This window comes from Mesorhizobium sp. CNPSo 4661 (assembly GCF_057784215.1).
The window spans coordinates 86,075-112,579 of the sequence record NZ_JBWGIO010000001.1 but is presented as its reverse complement, the minus strand read 5'-3'; the positions used below and the strand labels follow the sequence as shown (position 1 = coordinate 112,579).

General features: G+C 64.3%; 25 protein-coding genes. 8 read left to right on the top strand and 17 right to left on the bottom strand.

What is annotated here, in order from left to right:
• Nucleotides 1-52: 52 nt before the first annotated feature.
• The 4 genes from AC0YKC_RS00535 (at nt 53) to AC0YKC_RS00520 (ending at nt 3,154) form a co-directional block, all read left to right on the top strand.
• Complete coding sequence (locus tag AC0YKC_RS00535) at nt 53-949, top strand: MBL fold metallo-hydrolase (protein WP_488509134.1); 897 nt, start codon at nt 53-55, stop codon at nt 947-949.
• Between the two features lies 1 nt (nt 950).
• Nucleotides 951-1,340 carry a nuclear transport factor 2 family protein gene (locus tag AC0YKC_RS00530; protein ID WP_488509132.1) on the top strand — a complete coding sequence of 130 codons (390 nt, stop codon included), beginning with the start codon at nt 951-953 and terminating at the stop codon, nt 1,338-1,340.
• Between the two features lie 26 nt (nt 1,341-1,366).
• Nucleotides 1,367-1,858, top strand: a complete 492-nt coding sequence (locus AC0YKC_RS00525; RefSeq protein ID WP_488509130.1) for a nuclear transport factor 2 family protein — start codon at nt 1,367-1,369, stop codon at nt 1,856-1,858.
• 336 nt (nt 1,859-2,194) lie between these two features.
• Nucleotides 2,195-3,154, top strand: coding sequence for a helix-turn-helix domain-containing protein (locus AC0YKC_RS00520; RefSeq protein WP_488509128.1), 960 nt, complete (start codon nt 2,195-2,197; stop codon nt 3,152-3,154).
• Nucleotides 3,155-3,271: 117 nt separating this feature from the next.
• On the opposite strand, the gene AC0YKC_RS00515 is transcribed toward AC0YKC_RS00520, so the two are convergent.
• Nucleotides 3,272-5,776 (bottom strand): CoA transferase, encoded by a 2,505-nt coding sequence (locus tag AC0YKC_RS00515; RefSeq protein ID WP_488509604.1) that lies wholly within the window; start codon nt 5,774-5,776, stop codon nt 3,272-3,274.
• 38 nt (nt 5,777-5,814) lie between these two features.
• Nucleotides 5,815-7,515 carry a GMC family oxidoreductase gene (locus AC0YKC_RS00510; RefSeq protein WP_434721567.1) on the bottom strand — a complete coding sequence of 567 codons (1,701 nt, stop codon included), beginning with the start codon at nt 7,513-7,515 and terminating at the stop codon, nt 5,815-5,817.
• Between the two features lie 178 nt (nt 7,516-7,693).
• Here AC0YKC_RS00510 and AC0YKC_RS00505 point away from each other — a divergent pair, with 178 nt between their 5' ends.
• Both AC0YKC_RS00505 and AC0YKC_RS00500 read left to right on the top strand, forming a co-directional pair.
• Nucleotides 7,694-8,617, top strand: coding sequence for a LysR family transcriptional regulator (locus AC0YKC_RS00505; RefSeq protein WP_488509126.1), 924 nt, complete (start codon nt 7,694-7,696; stop codon nt 8,615-8,617).
• Nucleotides 8,592-8,867, top strand: coding sequence for a helix-turn-helix domain-containing protein (locus AC0YKC_RS00500; protein WP_488509124.1), 276 nt, complete (start codon nt 8,592-8,594; stop codon nt 8,865-8,867). The genes AC0YKC_RS00505 and AC0YKC_RS00500 overlap by 26 nt, the downstream gene beginning before the upstream one ends.
• Before the next feature lie 79 nt (nt 8,868-8,946).
• Here the strand turns inward: AC0YKC_RS00500 and AC0YKC_RS00495 are convergent, their stop codons facing one another.
• From AC0YKC_RS00495 to AC0YKC_RS00445, 11 genes are all read right to left on the bottom strand, one after another.
• Nucleotides 8,947-9,906, bottom strand: a complete 960-nt coding sequence (locus tag AC0YKC_RS00495) for a dihydrodipicolinate synthase family protein (protein ID WP_488509122.1) — start codon at nt 9,904-9,906, stop codon at nt 8,947-8,949.
• A gap of 186 nt (nt 9,907-10,092) precedes the next feature.
• Complete coding sequence (locus AC0YKC_RS00490) at nt 10,093-11,055, bottom strand: branched-chain amino acid ABC transporter permease (protein ID WP_320294586.1); 963 nt, start codon at nt 11,053-11,055, stop codon at nt 10,093-10,095.
• A 17-nt stretch (nt 11,056-11,072) separates the two neighbouring features.
• Nucleotides 11,073-11,966: a branched-chain amino acid ABC transporter permease gene (locus AC0YKC_RS00485; protein WP_434721563.1), complete on the bottom strand. Its 894-nt coding sequence runs from the start codon at nt 11,964-11,966 to the stop codon at nt 11,073-11,075.
• Nucleotides 11,967-11,969: 3 nt separating this feature from the next.
• Nucleotides 11,970-12,692: an ABC transporter ATP-binding protein gene (locus AC0YKC_RS00480; RefSeq protein WP_488509119.1), complete on the bottom strand. Its 723-nt coding sequence runs from the start codon at nt 12,690-12,692 to the stop codon at nt 11,970-11,972.
• Nucleotides 12,673-13,410, bottom strand: a complete 738-nt coding sequence (locus AC0YKC_RS00475) for an ABC transporter ATP-binding protein (RefSeq protein WP_320294584.1) — start codon at nt 13,408-13,410, stop codon at nt 12,673-12,675. The genes AC0YKC_RS00480 and AC0YKC_RS00475 overlap by 20 nt, the downstream gene beginning before the upstream one ends.
• An 81-nt stretch (nt 13,411-13,491) precedes the next feature.
• Nucleotides 13,492-14,700: an amino acid ABC transporter substrate-binding protein gene (locus AC0YKC_RS00470; RefSeq protein WP_320294583.1), complete on the bottom strand. Its 1,209-nt coding sequence runs from the start codon at nt 14,698-14,700 to the stop codon at nt 13,492-13,494.
• Nucleotides 14,701-14,764: 64 nt separating this feature from the next.
• Nucleotides 14,765-15,157, bottom strand: a complete 393-nt coding sequence (locus AC0YKC_RS00465; protein ID WP_320294582.1) for a nuclear transport factor 2 family protein — start codon at nt 15,155-15,157, stop codon at nt 14,765-14,767.
• Nucleotides 15,158-15,174: 17 nt separating this feature from the next.
• Entirely contained in the window at nt 15,175-15,969 is a 795-nt protein-coding gene (locus AC0YKC_RS00460; protein ID WP_320294581.1) for a MoaF C-terminal domain-containing protein, read from the bottom strand.
• Between the two features lie 13 nt (nt 15,970-15,982).
• Nucleotides 15,983-16,771, bottom strand: coding sequence for an SDR family NAD(P)-dependent oxidoreductase (locus tag AC0YKC_RS00455; protein WP_320294580.1), 789 nt, complete (start codon nt 16,769-16,771; stop codon nt 15,983-15,985).
• Between the two features lie 182 nt (nt 16,772-16,953).
• Nucleotides 16,954-17,541: a YceI family protein gene (locus tag AC0YKC_RS00450; RefSeq protein WP_488509115.1), complete on the bottom strand. Its 588-nt coding sequence runs from the start codon at nt 17,539-17,541 to the stop codon at nt 16,954-16,956.
• Nucleotides 17,542-17,581: 40 nt separating this feature from the next.
• A complete protein-coding gene (locus AC0YKC_RS00445; protein WP_488509114.1) occupies nt 17,582-18,478 on the bottom strand; it encodes a hypothetical protein in 897 nt (298 codons plus the stop codon).
• A 205-nt stretch (nt 18,479-18,683) separates the two neighbouring features.
• Between AC0YKC_RS00445 and AC0YKC_RS00440 the strand changes: the two genes are divergently transcribed.
• Nucleotides 18,684-20,186 carry an aldehyde dehydrogenase family protein gene (locus AC0YKC_RS00440; RefSeq protein ID WP_488509112.1) on the top strand — a complete coding sequence of 501 codons (1,503 nt, stop codon included), beginning with the start codon at nt 18,684-18,686 and terminating at the stop codon, nt 20,184-20,186.
• Nucleotides 20,187-20,190: 4 nt separating this feature from the next.
• Nucleotides 20,191-21,780: a GMC family oxidoreductase gene (locus tag AC0YKC_RS00435; RefSeq protein ID WP_488509110.1), complete on the top strand. Its 1,590-nt coding sequence runs from the start codon at nt 20,191-20,193 to the stop codon at nt 21,778-21,780.
• Nucleotides 21,781-21,831: 51 nt separating this feature from the next.
• Here AC0YKC_RS00435 and AC0YKC_RS00430 read toward each other — a convergent pair whose 3' ends face one another.
• From AC0YKC_RS00430 to AC0YKC_RS00415, 4 genes are all read right to left on the bottom strand, one after another.
• Entirely contained in the window at nt 21,832-22,401 is a 570-nt protein-coding gene (locus AC0YKC_RS00430) for a YceI family protein (RefSeq protein ID WP_434721554.1), read from the bottom strand.
• A gap of 60 nt (nt 22,402-22,461) precedes the next feature.
• Entirely contained in the window at nt 22,462-23,340 is an 879-nt protein-coding gene (locus AC0YKC_RS00425) for a hypothetical protein (RefSeq protein ID WP_488509108.1), read from the bottom strand.
• A 28-nt stretch (nt 23,341-23,368) separates the two neighbouring features.
• Nucleotides 23,369-24,859 (bottom strand): aldehyde dehydrogenase, encoded by a 1,491-nt coding sequence (locus tag AC0YKC_RS00420; RefSeq protein WP_488509107.1) that lies wholly within the window; start codon nt 24,857-24,859, stop codon nt 23,369-23,371.
• Between the two features lie 130 nt (nt 24,860-24,989).
• Nucleotides 24,990-26,435: an APC family permease gene (locus AC0YKC_RS00415; protein ID WP_434721551.1), complete on the bottom strand. Its 1,446-nt coding sequence runs from the start codon at nt 26,433-26,435 to the stop codon at nt 24,990-24,992.
• Nucleotides 26,436-26,505 lie beyond the last annotated feature (70 nt).

The following is a 26,505-nucleotide window of genomic DNA, read 5'->3' as shown; positions in this document are numbered from 1 at the left end:
CCGGCTTCGGGCGCGCAGACAGATTTCTTTGCCATCACATAAGGAGTTTCAAATGTTCACCAGGAGACAGATCATGAAAACTTCCGTTGCCATCGCCGCAGCCGCTTTTGCTTCCGCCGATATCGGCCGTGCCGCCGGAACCGGGCTCGTCTGGAAGCACTTTCCCGCCGGTCCGAACGGCTTCTTCCGTGCCCCGGTCGTGCTTTCCGGGGCCACCGAGGCGCTGCTGATCGACGGCGGCTTCACCTATCCGGACGGCCGCGCGCTGGTCGAGGCAGTCAAGGCCAGCGGCAAGAAGCTGACCACGATCTATGTCAGCCAGTCGGACCCGGACTATTATTTCAGCCTCAAACCGGTGCGTGAAGCTTTCCCGGAGGCCAAGGTCATCGCCGCATCGGAAACGGTGGCTGCGATCAAGGCCTCGGTCGAGAAGAAGCTCGCCGTCTGGGGGCCCCAGCTCAAGGAAAACGGACCGCAGGCCCTGGCCGACATCGTCCTGCCGGAAGCCTTTGACGGTCCGTCGCTGACGGTGGACGGCGATACGGTGGAGATCGTTACCGCCGAGGGCCTCGCCAACCGCCGCTACCTCTGGGCGTCATCGCTGAACGCGGTGTTCGGTGGCGTCCTGGTCTTCGCCGGTGTGCACGTCTGGACCGCCGACACGCCCACGAAGGAAGAACGCGCGGCCTGGGTTGCCAATCTCGACAAGATCGCAGCGCGCAAGCCGGCTATCGTCGTGCCGGGGCACATGACGCCGGAGGCGCCGGTCGACATCTCGGCTGTCGAGCACACCAAGACCTATCTGCTGGCCTTCGAGGAAGAACTCGCCAAGGCCACCGACGCCGCCGCGCTGAAGGCCGCGATGGAGGCTCGCTTCCCGAACCTCGGCATGGGTGTCGCCCTCGACATCGGCTCGAAGGTCGCCAAGGGCGAGATGAAGTGGGGCTGAGATGATCAGCAATCTCGAACTGATCCGCAGGACCTATGAAGGCTCCTCCGAGGAGAACGGCGGCAATCTGCTCGCCGTTCTCTCGCCCGATGTCGAATGGACAGAGGCCGAAGGCTTTCCTTATGCCGGCACTTACGTCGGCGTGGAAGCCCTGATGAAAGGCGTTTTCCAGCGCTTGGCCACCGAATGGACCGGCTATCGCGCGAATGTGCATAGCTATCTTGCCGATGGCGACCGGGTCGCCGCCTTCGGCGTGTATTCGGGCACCTACAATGCCACGGGCAAAGCGATGACCGCTCCCTTCGCCCACCTCTATGAATTGAGGGACGGCCGGATCATTCGCATGCGGCAATATGTGGACACCGTCCTGGTCGCCCGCGCACTCAGCTGACATCCGATTTCAAGGAAAGAGACTAAATGAAAAACCTCAGAATCTTTGGCGCCGCCCTCTTCGCCGCGGCCGCCCTGGCGACTTCCGCGAGTGGGGAAACGGCAAAACCAGCCAAGAAGGTCATCATGCAGCAACATGAGCTCACTCAGAAAAACAAGACGATTGTCCTTCAGGCCTATCAGGAGCTTTTCGGCGATCACGATCTGACCGCGCTGGATCGCTATTGGGCCGCAAACTATATCCAGCACAATCCGACGATGACGGATGGTCGCGACGCTGTGAAACAATTGCTTGAGAAGATGGGCGTTTCCCATTGGCCGAAGCAGAAGGTCGACTTCAAGCGCGTCATCGCGGAGGGCGACCTCGTTATGACCCAGGTCGTACAGCCGAAATTCGGCGACAGCCCAGAAACGGTCATTGTTGACATTTTCCGTGTAGAAAATGGCAAAATCGCCGAGCATTGGGATGTAATGCAGCCTGTCCCTGCGGATGCCGTCAACAAAAGGTCGATGTACTGACCTGGATTTTCTCAACGGAAAATCTGGCACCGAGGGCCCCTGCTTGGCGCCTCCCTATCGTCCGCAATGAATTCGCTCCAGGTGCGCAAGTTGGGAGCATCCATGACGCTCGGCGTCGAGCTGAGGTTCAATATCGAGCGGCCGGGAAATGTGAGGCGTCCCGGCCGCTCGCTAGCGCCTTCTTGCCTGCTCTGTGCACTTCCTTGGTCAACGAGCGGTGAGTGAACGATTTCCGCCGTTGCGGCGGAGATGATTAGCATGTTAAGTTATTTGTCGGTTGCATCGGCGCTGCCGTTGCTTCTCAAAATCCCGCATCAAGACGGGAGACGGAACGAAATGGAGGAAACGATGCACGGCCACCATGTGAGCGTCGCCGACGGCGAAGCCTTCCTGTCCGCCTCGCGGATGCTGTTCGGCCCGATCACCCAGCGCTTCTCTCGCGGCGAGGCGCCGTCGCTGCCGAAGCTGGTCTCGGTCAATCTCGGCGCCTGCCGCCTGTCCGAGATCAGGGCCAAGTCGCATCTGGTTCTCAACGACCGCGCCTTCTGGCGCAGCTTCGATCCCGACGCGATCAAGATCCTGATGCAGCGCAAGGGCCGCAGCCGCTTCGAGCAGCAGCAGGTTGCCGTCGATCTCGGGCCGCGCGCGGCGATCATCTACGACCCGGTGCGCAGCTATTCGCTGCAAAACCTTTCCGATGTCGACCAACTCATCCTGCAGGTGCCGCGCTCGACTTTCGGCGACGAGACGCTGGCGCGGCTTTCGGCGCCGCTGCCGCTGCCGGGCGAGGACGACAGCCTGACCCATATCGTGTCGGGCCTGATGCAGATGGCGATCGGCGAGGCACACAAGCTCGACGAAGCCGGCTGCCGCCGCGTCGGCGAGAGCCTGATCCAGCTCGTCAACGGCCTGATCCAGGCCAAACCCATGGCGCCGGAATTCCGCCGCTCGCCGCTGGAAGCGCTGCGCGAGCGCATCGTCGCCTATATCGACGCCAACCTTTCGCGCAGCAATCTCTCGGCCGAGGACATCGCCCGCCACATGGGCTGCTCGCGCCGCTACCTCCACCGCGCTTTCGAGGGCGAAGGCATGACCCTGGAACGCTTCGTCTGGGACCGGCGGCTGGAGCGCAGCAAGGAGGAGTTGCTCTCCCCCGCCCGTGGCTCGGCCTCGATCTCGGAAATCGCCTTCGCCTGCGGCTTCAATTCCAGCGCGCATTTTTCACGAGCGTTCAAGAGCAAGTATGATGTCGCGCCAAGGGAGTTGAGGGAGAGGGTGCGGACGATGGTGCATTGAGGGTAACGCCGGCTGCTCTGAGCGGCCCAGGTTCACCGGTTCGGTCATCAGAGAAGCCTTTTGACCCTCGGTTTGCGCAGCCAACTTGGCCGTCGAACCACAATAATTCGTCGGCTCTCAACTAGGTAGATATTCACGGCTCCAGCACTCGCTGATTGCTCCTCCGGATAAAAGGCCTTCGATCTGAGCCTCGCTGTATCCAAGCGACATAAGAACCGAGCGCGTCGAAGCGCCGTACTTCTCCGCCGGCGGCATGGCGTAGACCTTTGCGACCGTTGGGCGGATCGCGTACGGGTCAAGCTGCGTCACCACATGCCCGCTCGGGTGATCGTGATAGATCGAGAATGAATAGCTACCGTTGCGCGTCCCCGGAGCGGCGTCCGCCGGTCGCGAATTCCTTGATCTGATCGTCTCGATGTTTTCGCAGATAGCCGCTCCAACATCGGCCGCCCTGAGACGGGTCAGCCATGTCTCGGCAGAGCCTTTCATCAGCGCTCCCGTCAGATAGTGCACGCGGTCTTCCTTCGGGGATCGAGCGATGCCCTCGAGGCCCTCCACTTTGGCCAAGCGCGGTATATCCGCCTCCAAAGCACTCAGCAGAACGCTTTGTCCGGACGCTGTATCGTAGACATGAGTGAGGGCGTCGTTGCCTTTGACCCGAGGCCCGGCCGCTTCGCTGAATAGCTGGCGACCCTGGTAGTCGTAGCAGAACGGCATCTGCGCGAGGCCGCTCAGCGCGGACAGCGAGGTCCGCGCTCGACCGATCCGCCCGGTTCTGGACTTCTGATAGAGGGCTGCGGCGATGCCGAGCGCCGCGCCGAAGCCGCACATGACGTCGATGGTGCCGACATGGGCGTGCTCCTCGGGTGTGTCCATGGACCCGCCGAATCGCTGCATGATGCCCGTGGCCGCCTGCACCAGGTCGTCATAGCCGAGATAGTCGGTGCGTGGCCCGCGACGCACGCCGCCGAAGCAATCGAGCTGGCAAAAGATCGCTTTCGGATTGAGCTCGCGCAGACCATCGAGATCGAGCCCCTTGTCCTTGACCTGGCGCTCAGTCGCATTCCAGACGATGACATCGACCGACTTGACCAGCGCTTCGAAAACAGCGCGGCCGTCCGGCGACCCTAAATCGGCAAGCACCGAGCGCTTGCCGCGCATGTGGGTCATGCCGAAAATCACTGTGTTCCAGCAATCGTAAAGCGGCTTCGCCGGATCGACCTTGATGACCTCCGCCCCGAAGCGGGCGAGATAGGAAGCCGAATGCGGGCCGGCAATGACGTTGCAGAGATCGAGGACCCGCACGCCGTCCAGCCATCCTGCTTGCGCGCCGGTGGACGGTACCGAACGCGGTTCTGTCGGATGTTCGGACAGGGCCGCCATTGCAACGTCGAAACCGACCCAATACCGGGGCGTCGGGCTCAGCATGACCTCGCCACTCTCTTCAAGCCAGGCCATAGGGCCAGGCTGGATCATGTGTCCGTAAACGGGGTCGTCGACCTCGATCATCAGGCCGGCGCATTCGGCGTGATCGTCACTGATCCATTCTTGCAGCCAACGCTGCGGCGCGCCAGGAAACTGCCCCTTGCCAAAGATACGTTCCCATTCCTTGGCGGTTCGGGTCAGGAACACCGCCTTCATGCGCGCCGCAATCTTGTCGGCCCAGTATTTCGGCAAGGGGTAGACGCCAAGCGAGACATCGGAGGTCCATTCACTGACCGGCAGATAGGTGTCGGCTTCCTCCCTCAATCCTTCCGCAACGAGCTCGTCATAGAGGCCGAGAGCCTTCAGGCAGCGCTTGGCGTGATTTTTGTGACTCGGACAGACCACATAGAACATGCGCCCATCCTTGCATTTGTAGCTGCGATAGAACGGGTCGAGCAACTCCTGCAGGGCCTCGTAGGAGAGGTCCATCGGCAAGCCTTCGGCACGTCTGCGTTCGATCTCGCTTTCCCGCTGGGTCTTGTAGCGAAGCGGATAGTTGTCGATCTTGATCGAGTTGTAGGCGAGACCTTTCATGACCGCGCAGGCGAGCGGCACTTCGATTTGGTCGCCCGTTCCGGTACGTTCGCGCGCCTGAAGTGCCAGAACGGTTGCCGAGGCAGCCAGCATCGTGCCGTAGGCGGAGGCCAGCGGGAGTGGCGAGAAGGAGGGGTTGACGCCCATCAAGACGCGGTTGAGCCCCATATCCGTGAAGACACCCGAGGACGCGGCGATGACGGCTTCGAAAGCCCGCCATTCGCGACGGAGTTGATCGTTGGACGCAAAGCCGGGGATAGAGACGGTGATCAACTCCGGCCGCGCCCGACGAAGTTCGGCGAAATCGATGCCGAGGCGGCTGAGCACGCTCGGGCGAAAATTCTCGACGACGATGTCGGCTTGCTCGACCAGGGATCGTGCTTGCGCGAGTCCCGCCTTGGTCTTCAAATCGATGGAAACGATCAGCTTGTTCCGGTTGAGCGTGGCGTTGGCTGGGCTGTCCCACAGGGGACCCGATGGCGGATCCACATGCACGACCGTGGCGCCGAGATCGCCAAGGATCATCGCCACGGCCGGTCCCGCGATGTACTGGCCGAAATCGACGACCTTGATGCCGTGCAGCGGAAGGGTTGAACGATGCATCTTTTTCGCCTGGTCAATTGATGGGTCGGAAGCAGCTGTCATGCGTGACCTCGCGCCCGCGCCTCTCGAATGATCAGGCGCGCTGCCTTTTCGGCGATCATAAGCGTCGGCGCGTTGGTGTTTCCGCTGGTGATACTCGGCATGATACCGGCGTCCACGACGCGCAGACCTTGTATACCCCTGACGCGCAAATGGCTGTCGACGACAGCCATCGCGTCGCCGTCGTGCCCCATTTTCGTCGTGCCGACCGGATGAAAAATGGTGTTGGCGATGTCGCCCGCAAGCTTCGCGAGTTCCGCATCGCTCTGGAACTCGACGCCAGGTTTCCATTCGACGGGTTTGTACTTTGCAAGCGCTGGCTGCGACACGATGGTGCGAATCTGCCGGATACTGTCGGCGGCGATCTGGCGGTCTTCCGCCGTGCTGAGATAGTTCGGCGCGATCGCCGGAGCGTCGCTGCCGCGTTTCGAGCGGACGCGCACGCTGCCACGACTGGTCGGGTTGAGATTGCACACGCTGGCCGTGATTGCCGGCACCGTGTGGAGAGGTTCGCCGAACGCGTCAAGACTGAGCGGTTGAACATGATATTCCAAGTTCGCGTAGGGCTGGCCCTTGTCGGAACGCGCGAAGGCGCCCAGTTGTGACGGCGACATGCTCATAGGTCCGCTGCGGCGCAACGCATATTCGAGACCGATCTTGGCCTTGCCGAAAAGGCTGTTGGCCAGCGTGTTGAGTGTTTTGACGCCACTGACCTTGAACACGGCCCGTATCTGCAGGTGGTCTTGCAGGTTTTCGCCGACGCCCGGCAAGTTCAGTTCAACGGGGATCCCGTGCCGCTGAAGCAGCCCCGCCGGGCCGATTCCGGACAATTGTAGAATCTGCGGTGAGCCGATTGCGCCGGCCGAGAGTATGACCTCCCCATCAACTCGGACGGTCACCTCCCGCCCGCCGCGCTGCATGACGACGCCGACGCAGCGCTTTCGTCCTTGCGGACCAGACTCGATGAGCAGCCTTTCAGCCTGGGCTTCGGTCCAGATGACGAGATTGGTCCGGTTGCGGGCCGGACGTAGAAAGGCCTTGGAGGTGTTCCACCGCCAACCGGATTTCTGATTGACCTCGAAATACCCCACGCCTTCATTGTCGCCGCTGTTGAAGTCGGTTGATCGCGGAATACCTGCCTCCACTGCCGCCTCCGCGAAGGCCTCAAGGATCTCCCAACTTAGGCGTTGCTTCTCTATTCGCCACTCGCCACCGTGCCCATGCATGTCGGAAAATCGGCTATTGCCACCCGTTGGGGGATCTTCGCCTGCATCGAGGCGGTAATGATCTTCATGAGCCTTGAAGTCCGGCAGGACGTTTGCCCATGCCCAGGCATCGTCGCCGGTCTGCGCGGCCCAATTGGCATAGTCGCGCGCTTGGCCGCGCATATAGATCATGCCGTTGATCGAGGAGCAGCCGCCTAGCGTCTTGCCACGCGGGTAACGCAAGGACCGCCCGTTCAATCCGGCGTCGGGCTCGGTCTTGTACAGCCAATCCGTCCGCGGATTGCCGATGCAGTATAGATAGCCGACCGGAATATGAATCCAGGGATAGTTGTCGTTCTTGCCGGCCTCCAGCAAAAGGATGCGCTTGGATGGATCGCGGCTCAGCCGGTTGGCAAGCAGGCAACCGGCCGAACCGGCGCCGACGACGACATAGTCGAACGTATGATTGGTTGGCGAAGAAACACGGGATCTCATTAGGGAGCGACCCTGTTCAGGCGGCGGCTGCATGGTATTCGTGGCGAAGCATTATAAGGTGCGTTCGCTTGAAGCGTCATTTGTGGCGCACTCCTCCCTCATCCGGATAACCGATAGTGCGGGATGAGTGGGAAAATCCAATGACAAATAGCTCTTACAATTATAACGTCGATTGATAATGCATCGCCCGCTTGATTTGAGAACGTTGAGGGCCTTTGTCACCGTCGCCCGCGAGGGAAACGTAACCCGCGCGGCCGACCAGCTGCACCTCACTCAGCCGGCGATCAGCCTGCAGTTGAAGCGATTGGCGCAAGATACAGGCATCACGCTTTTCCGTCGCACCGCCACCGGGTTGGAACTCACCCGGGACGGCGCCCTGCTTGCGGCCAAGGCCGAGCAGGTGCTCGCCTCGCTGGTGGATTTCAGCCAGACCGCCCGACACCTGACCACGCAGCTGCGCGGCAGGCTGAGGATCGGCACAATCATCGATCCGGAATTTACCCGGCTGGGTGCCTTTCTGAAGGCGCTGGTCGAGAGCGGGCCTGGAATTGAAACGGAGCTTCGCCACGGCATGAGCGGCGAGGTGCCCGAGATGCTGAAAAAGGACGAGTTGGACGCCGGATTCTTCCTTGGCGACATCAAGGATTTCGATGCCGTCGCGGGCCTCGCGGCTGGGGCTCAGGAGCAGCTCTTCCATGTCAAGGAATTGGCGCGGTTGACTTACCATGTTGTCGGGCCACCGTCGCTCGGAGGTGTTATACGAGGCCAGGATTGGACCGGCCTTGCCACTCTGCCGTGGATCGGCACCCCACATGCGTCGGTGCATAACCGGCTGCTGTCGCGACTGTTTGCCAGGCTCGGCGTACGCCAGAACGTGGTCGCATCCGTTGATCAGGAAGCCTCAATGCTGGCGATGGTACGCACCGGCGTCGGCCTCAGCCTTTGCCGTGAATCCATCGCCCTGCATGAACAACAGGCCAATGGATTGGTCATCGCCGACGTCAAAGTGGAAACAACGCTCAGCTTCGTTTGCCTGAACGCGCGCATTCTCGATCCAAGCATCGCCCACGCCTTCGATGCCATTCAACGAGTGTGGGGATAAGCGGCAAACGGTGCGCTTCGACGCTGGTCAGTCTCCACGCGTTCGACCTGGACCTTATAGTCGCAGTTGCGAACGAGCGCGGCGAAGGCTGATGCTTGCCGACGGGGCCAACGCCGGCACGGCAGGATACGCGGTCGGCTATGACAGCCCCTCGCAGTTCAGCCGCGAATATCGGCGCCTGTTCGGCGCCCCGCCCCGTCAGGACATCGAGCGCCTTCAGGCCATACCCGGCTCGGCCGCGGCCTATTGAGGTTTTGGCTGAGCGGCGGTGCAGCTTGTCCAACGGGCCAGCTTGCACCGCCGAAGGTTTCGTCAGCGCGACCGCCAGCTCAGGCGGCGTATCTCGCCATGACGGGCTGCCTCGACCACTGGGCGTACCAGGTGTCGAACAGCTTGAGCTGCTGCTCGGCATAGCCGCGCTGGCTGTCGCTCAGCGCATCCGTCTCGTTGAAGTGCAGCCTGTATTCGGGGCCACCCTTCAGCACCATCATGTGCTTGAAATAAAGCACAAGGTCCGGGCCCTCGTCGAAAGAGGACAGCACGGCCAGCGCCGCGTCCAGTTCCTGCGCCAGCCGGCGCGCTTCGGCATCGCCCTTCGCCGCCGCCTGGCTCAGGCCGACGAGATGCAGCACTTCCTTGGGCAGGACATTGCCGATGCCGGTGATGGCCCCGGACGCGCCGCAATTGACGAAACCGTGGACGACGGCGGTGTCGACGCCGATCATCAGCGCAACCTCATCGTCGCGGCTGGTGATGTTTTCCGCGGCGTAGCGCAGATCCGACGGGCCGCCGAACTCCTTGAAGCCGACCAAGTTCGGATGCTCGGCGCGCAACGCGAAGAAAAGATCGGCGCGCGTGGCAAAGCCGTAGTAGGGACTGTTGTAGATGACGGCCGGCAGGTCGGGGGCGGCGGCAAGGATCGCCTTGAAGTGGTGGCGCTGCGCCGTCACCGACGGCCCGCGCGACAGAACGCGCGGGATGACCATCAGGCCCCGGGCGCCGACCTTTTGCGCGTGGGCGGCATGCGCCACGGCGCTTGCGGTGTTGACCGCGCCTGTGCCGACGATCACCGGAACGCCAGCCTTCACCAGGCGCTCGACGCCTTCCATGCGCTGCGCGTCGGTCAACAGCGGCCAGTCGCCCATGGAGCCGCAATAGACGACGGCCGACATGCCGGCGCCGATCAGCTCGCGTCCCTTGCGCACCAGCGCGTCGAAGTCGGGAAGGCGGTCATCGGTGCAAGGCGTCATCAGCGCCGGCATGCAGCCGGAAAAAACATTGGCGGTCATTTTCGGAGTCTCCTTGAGGCGTCACGCGGATGGCTCAGTTTGTCCCGACCGGCACCGCTTGCCAAGCGGATAGTCGCGTTGCGGCGCGAAGCGCGCCTCAAACCACCACCCCGATCTTGCCGAACTGCTCGCCCGCCTCGATAAAACGATGCGCCTCGACGATCTGAGGCCTCCCAATCTCCCCCGTCAGGCCGACTTCAGTCGCCGCGCCTTGCGCCCCAGCCGCATCATCCCCTTCGGCAGGAACAGCATCGCCAGGATGATCGTCAGCCCCGAAATCACCGGGTGGTAGTCCGGCACGACGATGCGGGCAAGATCGAAGACGGCGTACATCACCAGCGCGCCGAGGATTGGGCCGAGCAGCGTGCCGGTGCCGCCGACCACCGTCATCATCAGCGGCAGCAGCATCCAGTCAAGGTCGAACACCGAGTCCGGCCCGACATGGAAAATGTAGAAGGTGTAGAGGCTGCCGGCGATGCCGGCGATGAAGGCGCTTCCGGCGAAGGCTGCGACCTTGACCTTGAGCGTGTCGATGCCGTTGGCGGACGCCGCCATCTCGTCGTCGCGCACGGCGATCAGCGCCAGGCCGTAGCGCGAGCGCATCAGCGCGCGGATGGCCAAAGCGGTGGCGACCGTCAGGCCGAGCCCGACCCAGTAATGCGGCCGCAGCGTGTCGAAGCTGCTCGCGGGAGCGACGATGCCGAAGGCGCCGCCGGTGAAGTCACCGCCATTGACGAACAGCACCTTGACGATCTCGCCAAAGCCGAGCGTGCCGAGCGCGAAATAATCGCCATGCAGTTTCGACAGAAGCGGCAGACCGATGATGACCGCGGCAATCGCCGCGACAATGCCACCCAGCAGCATCGTCACCGGATCGAAATAGTAGATGTTTGGATGGCTGTCATAGAGCGAGCCCCAGAGATAGTTGCCGCTCCACAGGATGGCGGTGGTGTAGGCGCCGAGCCCGAAAAAGGCGTGGCTGCCGAGGCTGATCTGGCCGCCATAACCGGCGACCAGGTTCCAGCTCTGCGCCATGATGGCGTAGAGGAAGACGAAGAACAGGAAGGAGAAGTAATAGGCGTCGACGGCGCCCGGCAGGAAGGGTAGCAGCGCGAGCGCCGCGACGACGACGATTGCAATCCATTGCAAGGCCCGGCTCATCGCTCTCATGCCTTCTTGTAAGGACGGCTGAACAGGCCTTCCGGCTTGAACATCAGCACCAGGAGAAAGACGCCGTAGGCGATGGCGTTCGTCCAGCCGCCCGAGATGAAGAACTGGACATAGGCTTCGATCAGGCCGAGCAGGATGCCGCCGGCCAAGGCGCCGGTGACATTGCCGATGCCGCCCAGCGCTAGCGCCACCAGCGCCTTCAGGCTGAAGATGAAGCCGGCGAACGGATTGAACGGAAAGGTCGTCGCAACCGCCACGCCGGCCGCGCCCGCCAGCGAAATGCCGATGGCGAAGGCAATCGCATTGACGCGGTGCGGGCTGATGCCCATCAGGGTCGCGGCGTCCATGTCCTCCGAAGCGGCGCGCACCGCTTTGCCGACGATCGTCTTGCGCAGGAAAAGCATCACCAGCCCGGTGCCGGCGAGCGCGATCAGGAAACCCATGGAGCGGGTAAACGAGGTGCGCACGCCCAGGAGCTCGATGCCGCTCGCCGTATAGCTCGTCACCACGCCGGCGGTGTTGCCGCCCCAGATCACCGTCATCAGGTTCTGGACCAGGAACATCAGGCCGACGGCGATGAGCAGCGAGACGTTGCGGTCTTCCTCGGCGGCCGCCTTGCGGAACAGGCCCTGATAGATCAGCCAGCCGACGCCGAGCCCGACCGGCACGACGATCAACAGCGACAGGAACGGGTCGATGCCGAGGCCGTAGAACAGTGCCCGCACGAAATAGGCGGCCAAAATGATCATCGCGCCCTGGGCGAGGAAGATCAGCCGCATGGTGCCGAAGATGAGGCTCAAGCCGACGGCGGCGACGCCATACATGGCGCCGCCGAGCGCGCCGTTGAGCGAAAGCTGGAGCAGGATGTCGGGAGGCGGGAGGTTGAACATCGATTACTCCAACACGCCCATATAGGCCTTCTGGATTTCGGGATCGGCGATGAGGTCGTCGCCGGTGCCCTGCATGGCGAGCGAGCCCGTCTGCAGCACGAAGGCGTAGTCGGCCACTTTAAGCGCCTGGTGGATGTTCTGCTCGACGAGCAGGATGGTGACGCCCTGGCCGTGCAAGGTCTGGATGAGCGAAAACATCTGCTGCACGACGAGCGGGCTGAGGCCCAACGACGGCTCGTCGAGGATGAGCAGCGACGGCTCCGACATGGTGGCCCGCGCGATCGCCAGCATCTGCTGCTCGCCGCCGGAGAGCGAACCGGCTTTCTGGTGCGCGCGTTCCTTCAGGCGCGGAAAGTGCGTGTAGGCTTTCTCCAGGAGTTCCTTCGTGCGCGGGCGAGCCTTGGGCTGGAAAGCGCCGAGCTCGAGATTCTCCAGCACCGTCATCTGGCGGAACAGGCCGCGCCCTTCCGGCACATGGGCGATGCCCATGCGGGCGATCGCTTCAGGCGCTTTGCCTGTGATCGGCTGGCCCGACAGGCGGATGTCGCCGGCCTTCGGCTTGAGCAGGCCTGAAACGGTTCTAAGCAGCGTCGTCTTGCCGGCGCCGTTGGCGCCGACCAGCGCGACGATCGTGCCAGGGTCGACATGAAGCGACACGCCCCACAGCGCGCCGACGTCGCCATAGGCTACTTCGAGATCGCTTATTTCAAGCAGCCGGTTCGCCAAGATAGGCCTCGATGACTTTGCGGTTCTGGGTGACTTCGCGCGGCGTGCCGTCGGCGATCTTCTCGCCGTGGTCGAGCACGATCACCCGGCTGCACACTTTCATGATGGCGTCGACCTTGTGCTCGACCCACAGCATCGAGATGCCTTTCTCGCTACGCACACGCCGGATGACGTCGACCATGCGCTGGATCTCGGTCGGGTTGAGGCCGGCCATCGGTTCGTCAAGCAGAAGCAGCGCCGGATCGGAGGCGACGGCGCGCGCGATCTCCAGCATGCGGCGATCGGAGAGCGTCATATGGGCGGTGCGCATGTCGCGCCGCGCCGTCAGGCCGACCAGTTCGAGCGCGGAGTTCGCTGTCTCTGTCGCATGCTTGACCCGCCCCCCTGCCCCGTAGACGGCGCCGACCATGACATTCTCGAAGGCGGTCATGGTGAGGAAGGTGCGCACCAGCTGGAAAGTGCGGGCGATACCCAGCCGCGCGATGCGGTGCGGCGCGATGCCGGTGATGTCCTTGCCGCGAAACCGTACCCGCCCCTCGGTCGGCGCATAGATGGCGGTGATGACGTTGAAGAGCGTCGACTTGCCGGCGCCGTTCGGCCCGATCAGGCCGATCAGCTCGTTGGAGCCGACGGCGATGTCGATGTCGTTGAGCACGACAAGCCCGCCGAAGCGCTTCTTGACCGCCTCGAGGCGCAGCATGGTTCCGTCAGGCTGCATCGTGTTCCCATTCCCCTTAGTGACGATACCGGGGCGGGTCGCGTTGGCGACCGGCCCCGCCCGCCCGCCTCTCTGATTTTATCAGCGCTTGTCCCAGGCCGGGGCCGGCTTGTAGGTCCAGTTGCCGTCCGGATAGATGAGCTGGTGCTTGCCCTGCCACCATTGCGTGGCGACGCTGGGGATCAGCGCGAAGCCGGTCTCGTCGAATTTCAGGTCACCGACCACGGTGTCCTTGAACTCCTGGCCGAAGATCGCGTCATGGATTGCCGTGGCATCGGTGCTGCCGGCCTTCTCGATCGCCTGCGCCAGCACCTGCGCGTTGGCGTAGAAGGCGCCGACGGTGACGGAGTCCTTCTTGAACTCGGCCTCGTAGCGATCGCCGAGCTCCTTCGCGCCCTTGTAGGGATAGCTCGCCGACCAGAAGCCGTCGGTGAGGATGTAGTCGGAGTCCGGCCCCAGCGCCTCATGGAACTCGCCGGTCCAGGTGCCCTTCCAGCCATGCAGGTAAGGCACGGAGAAGCCGAGCTCCTTCATTTGCCTTAGCAGCGTGACGGTGTCTGCAGGCGAGCCGAAGACCAGCATGGCGTCGACATCCGCCGCCTTGAGCTTGGTGATCAGCGCCGAATAGTCGGTGGCGCCGATCGCCCAGGGATCGTCGACGGCGAAGCTATAGCCGTATTTCTTGGCCGCCGCCTCGAAGGCGCCGCCGAACCCCTTGCCGTCAGGCGAGTCTTCCGAGACCAGCGCCGGATGCTTCGGCTTCTCGCCGGCCGGCAGCTTGTCCCAGATCTGGAACGGCACTTCGGCGCCGGGTCCCGGATGGAAGAAGAACAGCGCCGAATATTTCAGCTTCAACGGCTGCCACTCGAAGGGGAAGGCCGTCGTGATCATATAGAATTTCTTGTATTTCTCAGCGACGATGGCGCCGGCGATGTTCATCGGACCGGAATGGGTCGACAGCAGCGCGTCGACCTTCTGCACCTTGATCAGGTTCTCCAGCGCCGAAGCGACCTTGCCCTCGGAGCTCTCATCATCGGCGACGACGAGCCGGACCGGCAGCTTCTTGCCGGCCGACTTCACCATGATGCCGCCTGATTTGTTGATGTCGGCGACCGCCTGCTCGTAGGCCCATTTCTGCTCCTTGCCGTCGCCGGCAAGCGGCCCAGTCAGCGAAATCGGCGCGCCGATGACGATCTCGTCGCCCGCAGCATTGGCGACGACCGTGCCGCCGGCAGTCAGCGCTGTGGACAGCAAAAGGCCCGCCAGCATTCCCTTTAGACTGATTTCCATTTCCATCCTCCCAGGTTTTCCATCGGGCCGATCCTCCCAAGGCGAGGCCCGCATTCGCTGCGCCTCAGCTCATCGCATCGGCGACCAGCTTGGTGTCGGTGAACTGCTCGAAACTGACGGCCTTGCCGTCGCGCATTTCCCAGACATGGACGACGCGCGCCGTCATCGGCTTGCCGGTCTTCCTGCAGGTGCCCGAATAGGTGCCGATGCCGATAATGGTGGCGCCGCCGTCGACCAGTTTCTCGAGCGCGAAAGTGTAACCGTCCCACTCCTCGCCGATGCGCTTGAAGACGCCGGCGATGACCGCATCGGGGCCGATATAGGTGCCGGCATAGGGAAAGCCGGCCATCTCGGTCCAGGCCGTGCTTTCGGTGATCGGCGCCATCATCGCCGCAAGGTCCTTGGCGTCGGAGCCGGCGTAGTGGGCCTTGATGGCGTCGTAGTTCCTGTTGCTCATGATGCTGATCCCGACGCTCAGACAGGTTCCTGGCCCGGGTCGTAGACGGCCCGGGATTTCTTCTCGATGAAGGCGCCGGCGGGCTTGTTCTCGACCTTGCCCTGGCTCGTCACGCCGAGGAACTTGCCGGTCGAGCGCATCGTGTCCCAGTTGTAGAAGAACAGCGAGGCGACCGGGATGATGAACTCGCGGAAGCCGAAGACATAAAGGTTGTCGGCGAACTTCCAGGTGGTGGCCAGATCGACGTCGCCGTGACCGCGCTGGACGCCGACGAGGTTCTGCCAGGCGTAGCGCTGCGAGCTGAGATAAATGTGCTCGTAAACATGGTTGGGGCTGTAGGTGTAGTGCGCGGTCAACCCGATCAGGTCGCGCGTCGGCGCCGGCTCGCGGCCGGTCGGCGGCACGGCGGGATCGCCCAGAACACCGGCAGCATAGGTCTGCGCCACGCGCGGTTCGCCCTGCGCCTCGCCGGGCTCGCGCACCCGCTCGCGCACCGACAGCACCCGCCGCGTTTTGGTCTCGACGATGAAGGCTTCGTCCTCGACCGGCCTCGCGGCAAAGGTCATGTTGATGAAGAAGACTTGCGGCGCGACTTCCAGCGCCTCGTACCAGTCGGCGCCGGCCTCGTTGCCTTCGCTCCATGCCACCGTGTCCGCGGCGGTGAAGGCGAGATCGATGACGCGGCCGGTTTTCAGCGTGATCTTGAAGGTCCGGCCGCGCAACGCATCGGTTGTCGGCAGCCGGTTGGTGGCGATGCCGGCGGCAAAGTCGTCAAAATGCTTCCAGTCGGCGGGTCTGTTCTGGTCGTTCATCGCCATCTCCAAATCAATCGACAAAAGCAAGCGTCGGCAGGTCGACGACGGTGGCGCCGCCATCGACGGTCAGGATCGAACCGTTCATCATCGCCGCCTCGGCGGAAGCGACGAAGCAGATGACGTTGGACACCTCCTCCGGCGTCGCCGGTCGGCCGAGCGGCACGTCCCTGGTGACAAGCCTGTAGGCTTCCTCGATCGAGCCAAGCCCGTGCTTGTCGACGATTACCTGCATCTGCTCGTCGGCCATGGCGGTCGCCACCCAGCCGGGGCAGATGATGTTGGTGCGAACGCCCTGGCGGCCATAGTCGCGCGCCAGCGATTTGCCGAAGCCGACACAGGCGTGCTTCATGGTGACGTAGCCCGCCGCCGCCGGTCCTGCGAACAGGCCGGCGATCGAGGCGACGACGACGATGTTGCCCTTGCGCGCGATGAGATCAGGCAGGCATTCGCGGGCGCAGACGAAGGCGGTGTCGAGGTTGGTGCGCGTCGCCAGCGCCCAGGTCTCGTCGCTCATCGTCACCGTCGGGCCGACACCATGACCGCCGGCATTGGCGACGAGGATATCGACCGGGCCGATCTTTTCGTGAACCTCGGCAAGAGCGGCGCGCACAGCCTTGGCATCGGCGGCGTCGCCCTGCACGACCAGCCCGCCAATGTCCCTGGTCACGGCCTCGAGGGGCTCGCGCCGCCGGCCCATCAGCACCACCCTGGCGCCGTCGGCGGCCATGCGCCGGGCGACAGCCGCGCCGATACCGGTGCCGCCGCCGGTGATGAATGCCGTCTTGCCGGAAAATCTCATGCTGCGGTCCTTGCGGGCACGACGCCCAAATGCTGCCGATCGTTGACCTGGAGTGTGCGACGAGAGTTCTCCGCCGTCTTGTCCGAGCGGGAACTTTGTTTTGACTGAGCGCGCACTTCTCCGCTCCTCTTGGGTGCCGCGCGAACTAGCCGCGCGGCATCATGCGATTGGCTTGCGGCGGCCTATTTCTTGATCGCCTCGAGATCGATGGCGATCTCCACCTCAGGTCCAAGGCCGAACCCATCGGCCGCCTTGGCCATCGGGAAGTCGGCCGTGCTCACCTTGCCGGTGGCGCTGAAAGCGGCCTTGGTCAGCGTCGCGTCCCACGGGGCCTGCGCCTCGTTGAGCAGCTTGACGTCGAGCGTGACCTCCTTGCTGACGCCGCTGATGGTGAGATTGCCGGTGACCTTGCCGGTCTTGTCGTCGACCTTCTCGACCTTGGTGCTTTCGAAGGTGATTTTCGGGAACTCGGCGGCATTGAAGAAGTCCGGTCCCTTCAAATCGCTGTCGCGCTGATCGAAAGCCGTATGGACCGAGCCGACGTCGAGCTCCGCCTTGACGCTGCTCTTGGTGACATCGGCCTTGTCCAACGTGATCGCGCCTTTGACGTCGTCGAACTGGCCATGCGCGATGCCATAGATGCCGTGCTTGATGGTGAAGGTGACCCAGGCGTGCTGGCCGTCGATCTCGTAGTTGTCGGCATGGGCAGACACGGCCAGCATGGATGCGCCGGCGAAAGCGAGCGCGGCAATCAGTTTTCTCGTTCTCACATGTTTCTCCCTGTTGTTGGTTGTTGTGTTTGGACCCGGCTCATGAGAAGCCGAGGGCTGCCCCGTGCGGCGCCCAGACGATCGCCGTCACGATGGCCAGCATCGCCGGAATGGCGATCAGGATGCCGGCGACGAGCGGCCGCAAAGGCCGCGCGCCGGGAAGCAGGCCTTGCAACCGGCCGCGCACGAGCACGGCGCCGATCGGCGGCAAGGACGACAGGATGAGCGCGGCGGGATTGGCCTTGGGCGCGAGCAGCGCCACCTGGACCAGCACCGTGGCGGCAGCGTAGAGCAGCAGGAATTCGACGCCCTTGCTCCACCAGACGGCAGCGCCGCCGCGCAGCGTCACGACATACTGCACGAGGCACCAGCCGCCGATCAGCGCGGCGAGCGAACCAAGCAATTGCCCGGTGACGATCGATGCGCCGAGCACCGAGACGATGGCGGCGGAGAGCGACAGGGCGAGCACCGCTGCCGGCGCCAGGAACGGCTCTTCGGGTGACGGCATTGGCGAGGGTTGCCGTGCGGCGAGCAGCGCGGCGCCGATCAGCGTCAACAGCCCTACAGCAAGTGCTGCGATCATCTGCGGGTCGAGCGAGCCGCCGGCCAGGCGCCGCCAACCGAGCCAGAGGAAGGCCGCCGCAAAAGCGATGACGGCGACAAAACTCGTTGCGCGGCCCAGCATTCGCTCGGGCAGCAGACTGATGACGATGCCGGCGAAAGCGAGATAGATCAGCTTCTGGCTGGCGGCGATCGGCGGCACGGCCGGTGGACCAAGCGTGTCCCAGTAGAAGAACAGGAGTAGCGCTGCCCAGAACAGCGTCAACACCGGCGATGCGGCCGGCAGGGCAAAGCGCGCAGCGAGCGCCAGCACGATGCCAAGCAGCAGCGGCAGCGCGGCGGTGGTGACCATCGGATTGCCGAGAATTGCGCTCAACCGCCGCCGCCCTCCAACACTGATTGAGACCATCCGGCGTGGCTGATCTCGTCATTCAATCTTGATTGGCCTTGAGCGAAGCGTCTTGTCCGAGCGGGAACTTTGTTTTGACTGAGAGCGCACTCGCGCCCGCGCCGGCTTGAACGTCCCCGGCGCGCTCCATAACCCTCGGCAAAAATGTTCATCAGCATTCGAGGAGGATGGCGTGAACGAGAGAACCGTGCCGCCGATCAGCGTGGCTGCCGCGGCGTTCCTGTCGCGGCCGCATCGGCCCTTCATCAATGGACGTTTCGTCGACGGTCTCGCCGGCGACGGGCTGGCGGTCGACGATTCCGCTTCAGGCGAGATCGTGGCGTATGTGCCGGAGAGCGGACCGGAACTGGTGGACCAGGCGGTGCGCGCGGCACGCGCGGCGCTCGAAGGACCGTGGGCCTCGATGCGGCCGGTCGACCGGCAGAACCTGATGCTGAGGCTTGCCGATGCGATCGAGGCCGACGCCGATCTGCTCGCCGAGATCGAAAGCGTCGAGAACGGCAAATCGCAGGACGTCGCGCGCATGTTGAGCGCCGGCGGCACCGTCGACTGGCTGCGCTACTATGCCGGCTGGGCGACGAAGATCGAAGGCTCGACCTTCCAAGTGTCGATCCCGGTGCCGCCAGGCGCGAAGCATCATGCGATGACGGTGATGGAGCCGGTCGGCGTGGTCGGCGCCATCGTGCCGTGGAATTTTCCGCTGCTGATCGGCATGTGGAAGATCGCGCCGGCGCTCGCCTGCGGCTGCACGATCGTGCTGAAGCCGCCGCAGGAAACGCCGCTCGGCCTGCTGAGGCTCGCCGAACTGATCGAGGAGTCAGGTTTCCCGCCTGGCGTCATCAACATCGTCACCGGCAGCGGCACTGTGACCGGAGAGGCGCTGATCCGCCACCCGGGCATCGACAAGCTGACCTTCACCGGTTCGACCGAGGTGGGCAAACGCATCGGTCACGCCGCCGTCGACCGAGTTGCCCGCTTCACGCTGGAGCTCGGCTCCAAGTCGCCGATGATCCTGCTCACCGACATGGAGGACGGTATCGAGCCGCTGCTTGCGGGGCTCGGCATGTTCTTCAACCAGGGCCAGGTCTGTACTTCGGCGTCGCGGCTCTTGATCGAGAAGCCGATCTACGACCGCACGCTGGCGCGGCTCGCCGAAATCGCCGACGGCATGACGATGGGCGCCGGCCGCGACGCGGAAGCGCAGATCAATCCGTTGGTCTCGGCCAAGCACCGCAACAGCGTGCAGGGTTTCGTCGAGCGCAGCCTTGCGGCCGGCGTCGAACGTGTCAGCGGCGCGCGGCCGGTGCCGGCGAAGGGCCACTATGTGGCGCCGACCATCCTGCATCATGTGAAGCCGGAGATGGAGATCGTGCGCGAGGAAGTGTTCGGGCCGGTGGTGGCGGCGATGCCCGTCGCCGATCTCGACGAGGCGATCCGCATCGCCAACGATACGCGCTACGGCCTGTCGGCCTCGATCTGGACGCGTGACATGGGCAAGGCGATGACGGCGATCCATGGCCTCAAGGCGGGCACGGTGTGGGTGAACTCGCACAACACGCTCGACCCAGCGGCGCCCTTCGGCGGCTTCAAGCAGTCCGGCATCGGCCGCGAGCACGGCCGCGCGGCGATCGAGGGTTACCTCGAGACCAAGACCGCCATCATGCGCTACGCCTGACCAGATGACGGAGGCTTACGACTACATCATCGCCGGCGCAGGCTCGGCCGGCTGCACGCTGGCGAGCCGGCTTGTCGCGGCCGGCAAGCGCGTGCTGGTCGTCGAAGCGGGGCCGGCCGACAACACACGTTTCATCGACATGCCCGCCACCTTCGCCAGGGTGATCGGCACGGCGCGCAGCTGGATCTACCAGTCGGATCCGGAGCCGAGCGTCGGCGGCCGCTCGCTGCCGATCCCGCAAGGCCGCACGCTGGGCGGCGGCTCGTCGATCAACGCCATGCTCTACGTTCGAGGGCAAGCTGAAGACTATGACGGCTGGCGCGATCTCGGCTGCCCCGGCTGGAGCTGGGACGACGTGCTGCCGGTCTACAGGCGGCTGGAGCGCAACGAGCGGCTGGCAGGCGAACGGCATGGCACCGAAGGTCCGCTGCCGGTCTCCGACCCGCGCTACCGGCATCCGTTGTCGCTTGCCTATGTCAAGGCCGCGCAACAGGCCGGCTATCGCTTCAATGACGACTTCAATGGCGAGCGGCAGGAGGGCGTCGGCTTCTACCAGACGACGACCGCAGACGGTGAGCGACAGTCGGCGGCCAAGGTGTTCTTGCGGCCGCTCGCCGGCAACGCCAATCTCAAGATCCTCACCGATGCGCTGGTGACGGCGCTGACGCTGGAGAACGGCGCCGCGACCGGCCTGTCCTACCGGACGCCGGACGGCCACGACCATGCGGCCTCGGCGAAGGCCGAAGTTATACTTGCCGCCGGCGCGCTGGCGACGCCGAAGCTGATGATGCTGTCCGGCCTCGGCCCGGCCGCACATCTTGCCGAGATGGGCATTCCCGTCATCCGTGACATGCCTTCGGTCGGCCAGGACCTGCAGGATCATGTCGCCGCTCCGCTCTATGCTCTGACCCGCAAGCCGGTCTCGCTGCTCGGCGAGGACCGCGGGTTGAAGGCGCTGCGGCACGGCATCGAATATCTCATGTTCCGTCGCGGGCTGCTCGCGTCCAATGTGGTCGAGAGCGGCGGCTTCTTCGACACCGACGGCGATGGCCGGCCCGACATTCAGTTCCACGTGCTGCCGGTGATGATCGAAAATGCCGAGCATGGTTCGGTCGAGCGCCACGGCATGGAGCTGAACCCGTGCGTGCTGCGGCCCAAGTCTCGCGGCTCCGTGCGGCTGCGCTCGGCCGATGCAAGCGACCCTATCCGCTTCACCACCGGCTTCCTGTCGCATGCCGACGACCTTGCCTTGCTTCTTGCCGGTATGAAGGTCGCGCGCGCCATTGTGCGTCAGCCGGCGTTGCGCGAGGTCGTCGCCGAGGAGCTTGCGCCAGGCAGGGCGGACGATCTCGGCGACCAGGCGATAACCGACCACATCATCCGCCACGCCAAGACCGTCTACCACCCCTGCGGCACATGCCGGATGGGAACGGATGACCTAGCGGTGGTCGACCCGCAGCTCCGCGTGCGCGGCGTGCCGCGCCTGCGCATCGCGGACGCCTCGATCATGCCGCGGCTCACCAGCGGCAACACCAACGCGCCGGCTATCATGATCGGCGACCGCTGCGCCGATTTCATCCTGGGCGCGAAATAGCGAGCCAACCGCGCGACCTTGCAGGCCGCGCGGCGTCCTCCTGCTGGTGGCTTACTTCTTGATCGCCTCGAGATCGATGACGATGTCGACGTCCGGACCAAGGCCAAACCCGTCAGCCGCCTTGGCCATCGGGAAATCGGCTGTGCTGACCTTGCCGGAGGCGCTGAAGGCCGCCTTGGTCAGCGTCGCGTCCCAAGGCGCCTGCGCCTCGTTGAGCAGCTTGACGTCGAGCGTGACCTCCTTACTGACGCCGCTGATGGTGAGGTTGCCGGTCACCTTGCCGGTCTTTTCGTCGACCTTCTCGACCTTGGTGCTCTCGAAGCTGATCGTCGGGAATTCCGCCGCGTTGAAGAAGTCGGGGCCTTTGAGATCGCTGTCCCGCTGATCGAAGGCGGTGTGAACCGAACCGACATCGATCTCGGCCTTGACGCTGCTCTTGGAGGGATCAGCTTTGTCGATCACGATCGCGCCCTTGACAGCATCGAACTGGCCGTGGGCGACGCCGTAGATGCCGTGCTTGATAGTGAAGGTAACCCAGGCGTGCTGGCCGTCGATCTCGTAGTTCTCGGCTTGCGCGGCCGAGGCCAGCGCCGAAGCCCCGACGAAAACAAGGGCAGCCATAAGGTTTCTCGTCGTCACATAACTCTCCCATTTATCCGATGTTGGTTGTCGTTCATTGGCTCAGGAAAAGCCGAGTGCGGCCCCGTGCGGCGCCCAGACGATCGCCGCAAGAACCGCAAGCATCGCCGGAATGGCGGTCAGGAGACCGGCCACCAGCGGCCGCAGGGGCCGGGCGCCGGGAAGCAGGCTTTGCAGCGGACCCCGCGCAAGCGCCGCCACCATCGGCGGCAGGGGTGAAAGCGCCAGTGCTGCGAGGTTCACCTTGGGCGCCAGCAGCGCCACCTGGATCAGCACGGTGCCCGTTGCATAGAAGGTGAGAAATCCGACACCCTTGCTCCAGCCGGGGCCGGCAGTCCGACCGCCGAGCACTGCAAGGTACTCGACCAGGCACCAGCCGCCGATCAGCGCGGCGAGCGAGCCGAGCAACTGGCCGGTGACGATGGACGCGCCGAGAACCGAAACGATGGCGCCGGCGATCGACATTGCAAGCACCGCTGCCGGCGCTAGAAATTGCTGCTCGGCCGACGGCGAAGGCGCGCCCGGCAACGACACCAACACGGTCGCACCCACCGCGACCAGCAGGCCGACGATGCAGGCGGCGATCATCTGAAGGTCGAGCGGACCAGCCTCGACGCGACGCCAGCCGAGCCAAAGGAATGCGGCGACAACCACGGCAGCCGGGAGAAGACCGGCCGCCCGGCCGCTCAGCATTCGCCCCGGCAACAGGCCTATGGCGATGCCGGCAACGGCGAGATAGACGAGCTTCTGGCTCGCGGCAATCGGCGGCAGGACCGGCGCGCCAAGCGTGTCGAGATAGAAAAACAGCACCAATGCGGCCCACGACAGCGTGGCGATCGGCAATGCGCCAAGCCTGGCAAATCGAACCAGCAGCGCGAGCGCAATGCCGAGCAGCAACGGCAGCGCGGCTGTGGTGACCATCGGATTGCCCAGTAGCGCGCTCAAACGATCACCCCAGCGCAATCCAGGCCGTCTTGAGGTCGGTGTATTTCTCGATGGCGTGGAGTGACTTGTCGCGGCCGAAGCCGGACTGCTTGACGCCGCCGAGCGGCACGGTGATGTCGGCGCCGCCATAGGTGTTGACGTGAACGACACCGGCATTGATGGCGCGCACCATGCGATGCGCGGTCGACAGGTTCGACGTCCACACCGCCGAGGCAAGGCCATAGACGGTGGCGTTGGCGAGCCGCACCGCTTCCTCCTCGGTTTCGAAGCGCATGACGCCGAGCACCGGGCCGAACACTTCCTCGCGGGCAAGCTGCATCTTCTCGGTCACGTTCTCGAAGATGGTCGGCGCCATATAGCTGCCGCCGGTCTCCGCCAGGATGCGTTCGCCGCCGGTGACGAGACGGGCGCCCTCCTCCGCGGCCTTGGCGACGAAGCCGAGATTCTTGGTCAGTTGCTCAGCGCTCGACACCGCGCCGACATCGGAGCCGAGATCGAGCGGATCGCCGACCTTCAGCTTGGTGGTTGCCTTGAGCAGCTCGTCCATGAAGCGGTCATAGACCGAGGCCTGGACCAGCAGCCGCGACCCGGCGACGCAGACCTGCCCGGAATTGCGGAAGATGCCGTTGGCCGAGACGACCGCCGCCTGCTTCAAATCGGGCGCATCGGCAAAGACGATGTTCGGCGACTTGCCGCCAAGCTCCAGGAAGACGCGCTTGAGGTTCGAGCGCGCCGAATATTCAAGCAGGCGGCGGCCGACAGGGCCGGAGCCGGTGAAGGCGATGGCGTCGACATCCATGTGCAGGCCGAGCGCCTCGCCGGCGACCGAGCCACGGCCGGTGACGACGTTGAAGACGCCCTCCGGCAGTCCGGCCTCGGCGGCAAGCTCCGCCAGGCGCAGCAATGTCAGCGAGGCGATCTCCGGCGGCTTGACGACGATGGCGTTGCCGGCAGCGAGCGCCGGCGCGATCTTCCAGGCGCCGATCATCAGCGGGAAATTCCACGGCACGATCACGCCGACGACGCCGAGCGGTTCCTTGTGAATGAGGCCCAGCACATTGTCGGCCGTCGGCGCGATCTCGCCATAGACCTTGTCGATCGCCTCGGCATAGTAGCGGATGGTGCCGGCGGCCGACAGCGGCTCGGCCTTGTAAGCCATGCCGATCTCGGTGCCATTGTCGCGCACGCCGAGCACCGCAAGCTCCAGCGCGTGCTTTTCGACCAGCTCGGCGAATTTCGTCAGCACCTTCTTGCGGAGGGCGGGAGCCGCACGCGACCAGGAGCCCTTCGCGAACGCCTTGCGCGCCGAAGCGACGGCGCGGTCGATATCGGCGGCGGCACCGTCGGCGATGCTGGCGAAGGGACGACCGTCGATCGGCGAGATCACCTGCAGGCTGGCGCCGCTTTCGGCATCCGCATGGGCGCCATCGATGAACAGACGCCGCGCGCCGACCTCCGCCTTGCGCAGCGCGTCGATGGTGTCCTGGTTGATCATTCTCAATTTGCTCCAAATTCTACATGAAGTGTCGCCGGCGCACGGAACTCCCAGCCGCAGATCGGCAAGCTCATGCCGCTGCTCCCGCTGCGTTAAGATGGCGCGGCGCGGATGCCGCCCCATCTGTCCATCAATCCGCCAGCGGTTGGCCGAGCCTTTCGAAGGCGACGGGATCCCGGCCCCTCAAAGCGCCCGCCAGCAGCAGGCCGACCACGGCCGCGATCAGCACCAGCGCCGGCAGGAACACGCCGAGGAAGCCGCCGGCTCCCGACAGGCTGCCGAAATTGATGACGATCAGGTAGATGATGATGGCGAAGGCGATGAAGGTCAGCGCCGGCAGGATCGTGGTCTTCAGCCCGTTCTCCTGGTTGGACGGATTGGCGCGGAAGTACATCACGACGGCGAGCGAGGCCACCGCCATCATGACGATGACGCCGAGCGTGGCGACGTTGGTAAGCCACGAGAACAGCGCCAGCACCGGGTCGAGGCCGAGCACCGCGAACAGCCCGACGACGACGGCCGCGAGGACGGTCTGGATCACCGAGGCGACATGCGGGCTTTGATGCGCCGAATGCGTCACGCCGATCGACTGCGGCAGGAGCTTCTCGCGGCCGGAGACGTAGATGTAGCGGGCGACCGCATTGTGGAACGCGAGCACGCCGGCGAACAGGCTGGAGACAAAGAGGATGCTCATGGCGTGGGTGAGCGCCGTTCCGGCGTAGCGGTCGGAGAGGCCGAACAGGAAGGTGGTCGGGTCCTGCAAGGCCTGCAGCGATGGCAGGAGCTTGTCGACGCCGGCGCCGACCGCCATCAGCCAGGCGGTGATCATGTAGAACAGGCCGATCAGGATGACGGAGAAATAGGTCGCGCGCGGAATGGTCACCTTCGGGTCGCGCGCCTCCTCGGCATAGATCGTGGTCGCCTCGAAGCCGATGAAGGCGGCGAAGCAGAACAGGATGGCGATGGCCGGCGCGCCGCTGGTGATCTGGCTCCAGCTGAAGGGCGCGGCGGACAGGCCGCTGTCGCCGCCGGTCTTGAGGATGGTGAGGTCGAGGATCAGCACGACCACATACTCGGCAAGCACCAGCACCGTCAGGATCTTGGCCGACAGGTCGACCTGGCGGTAGCCGAGCACTGCGACGATGGCGATGGCGATGAAGCTCCACACCCACCAGGGCAGATTGATGCCCCAACCGGCGAAAAGCCCGGCGGTGGCCGCGCCCAGCAGGCCCATGACGCCGATCTGCATGGCGTTGTAGGAGAGGATCGCGATCAGCGCGACGGCGCCGCCGGCAAGACCGCCCAGCCCACGCGCGGCATAGGCGTAGAAGGCGCCGGCATTGCCGATGTGGCGCGACATGGCGACATAGCCAACCGCGAACAGGAGCAGTAACAGCGTCACGATCAGATAGGTGCCGGCAAAGCCGGCGCCGTTGCCCATCAGCATGCCGAGCGGCGTGCCGCCCGCAACGGCCGTGAGCGGGGCGGCAGCCGAAATCACCATGAAGGTGATGGCGCCGACGCCAAGGCTGTTCTTCCTCAACCGGTTCACTACCCCGGCTTCAACTGTGGTCATTTTTCCCTCCATTCCGCGTTGCGGAAACCAAGTGTCCCTGAGATGCCGGGGGCCTTCTGAGAGGGCCAAT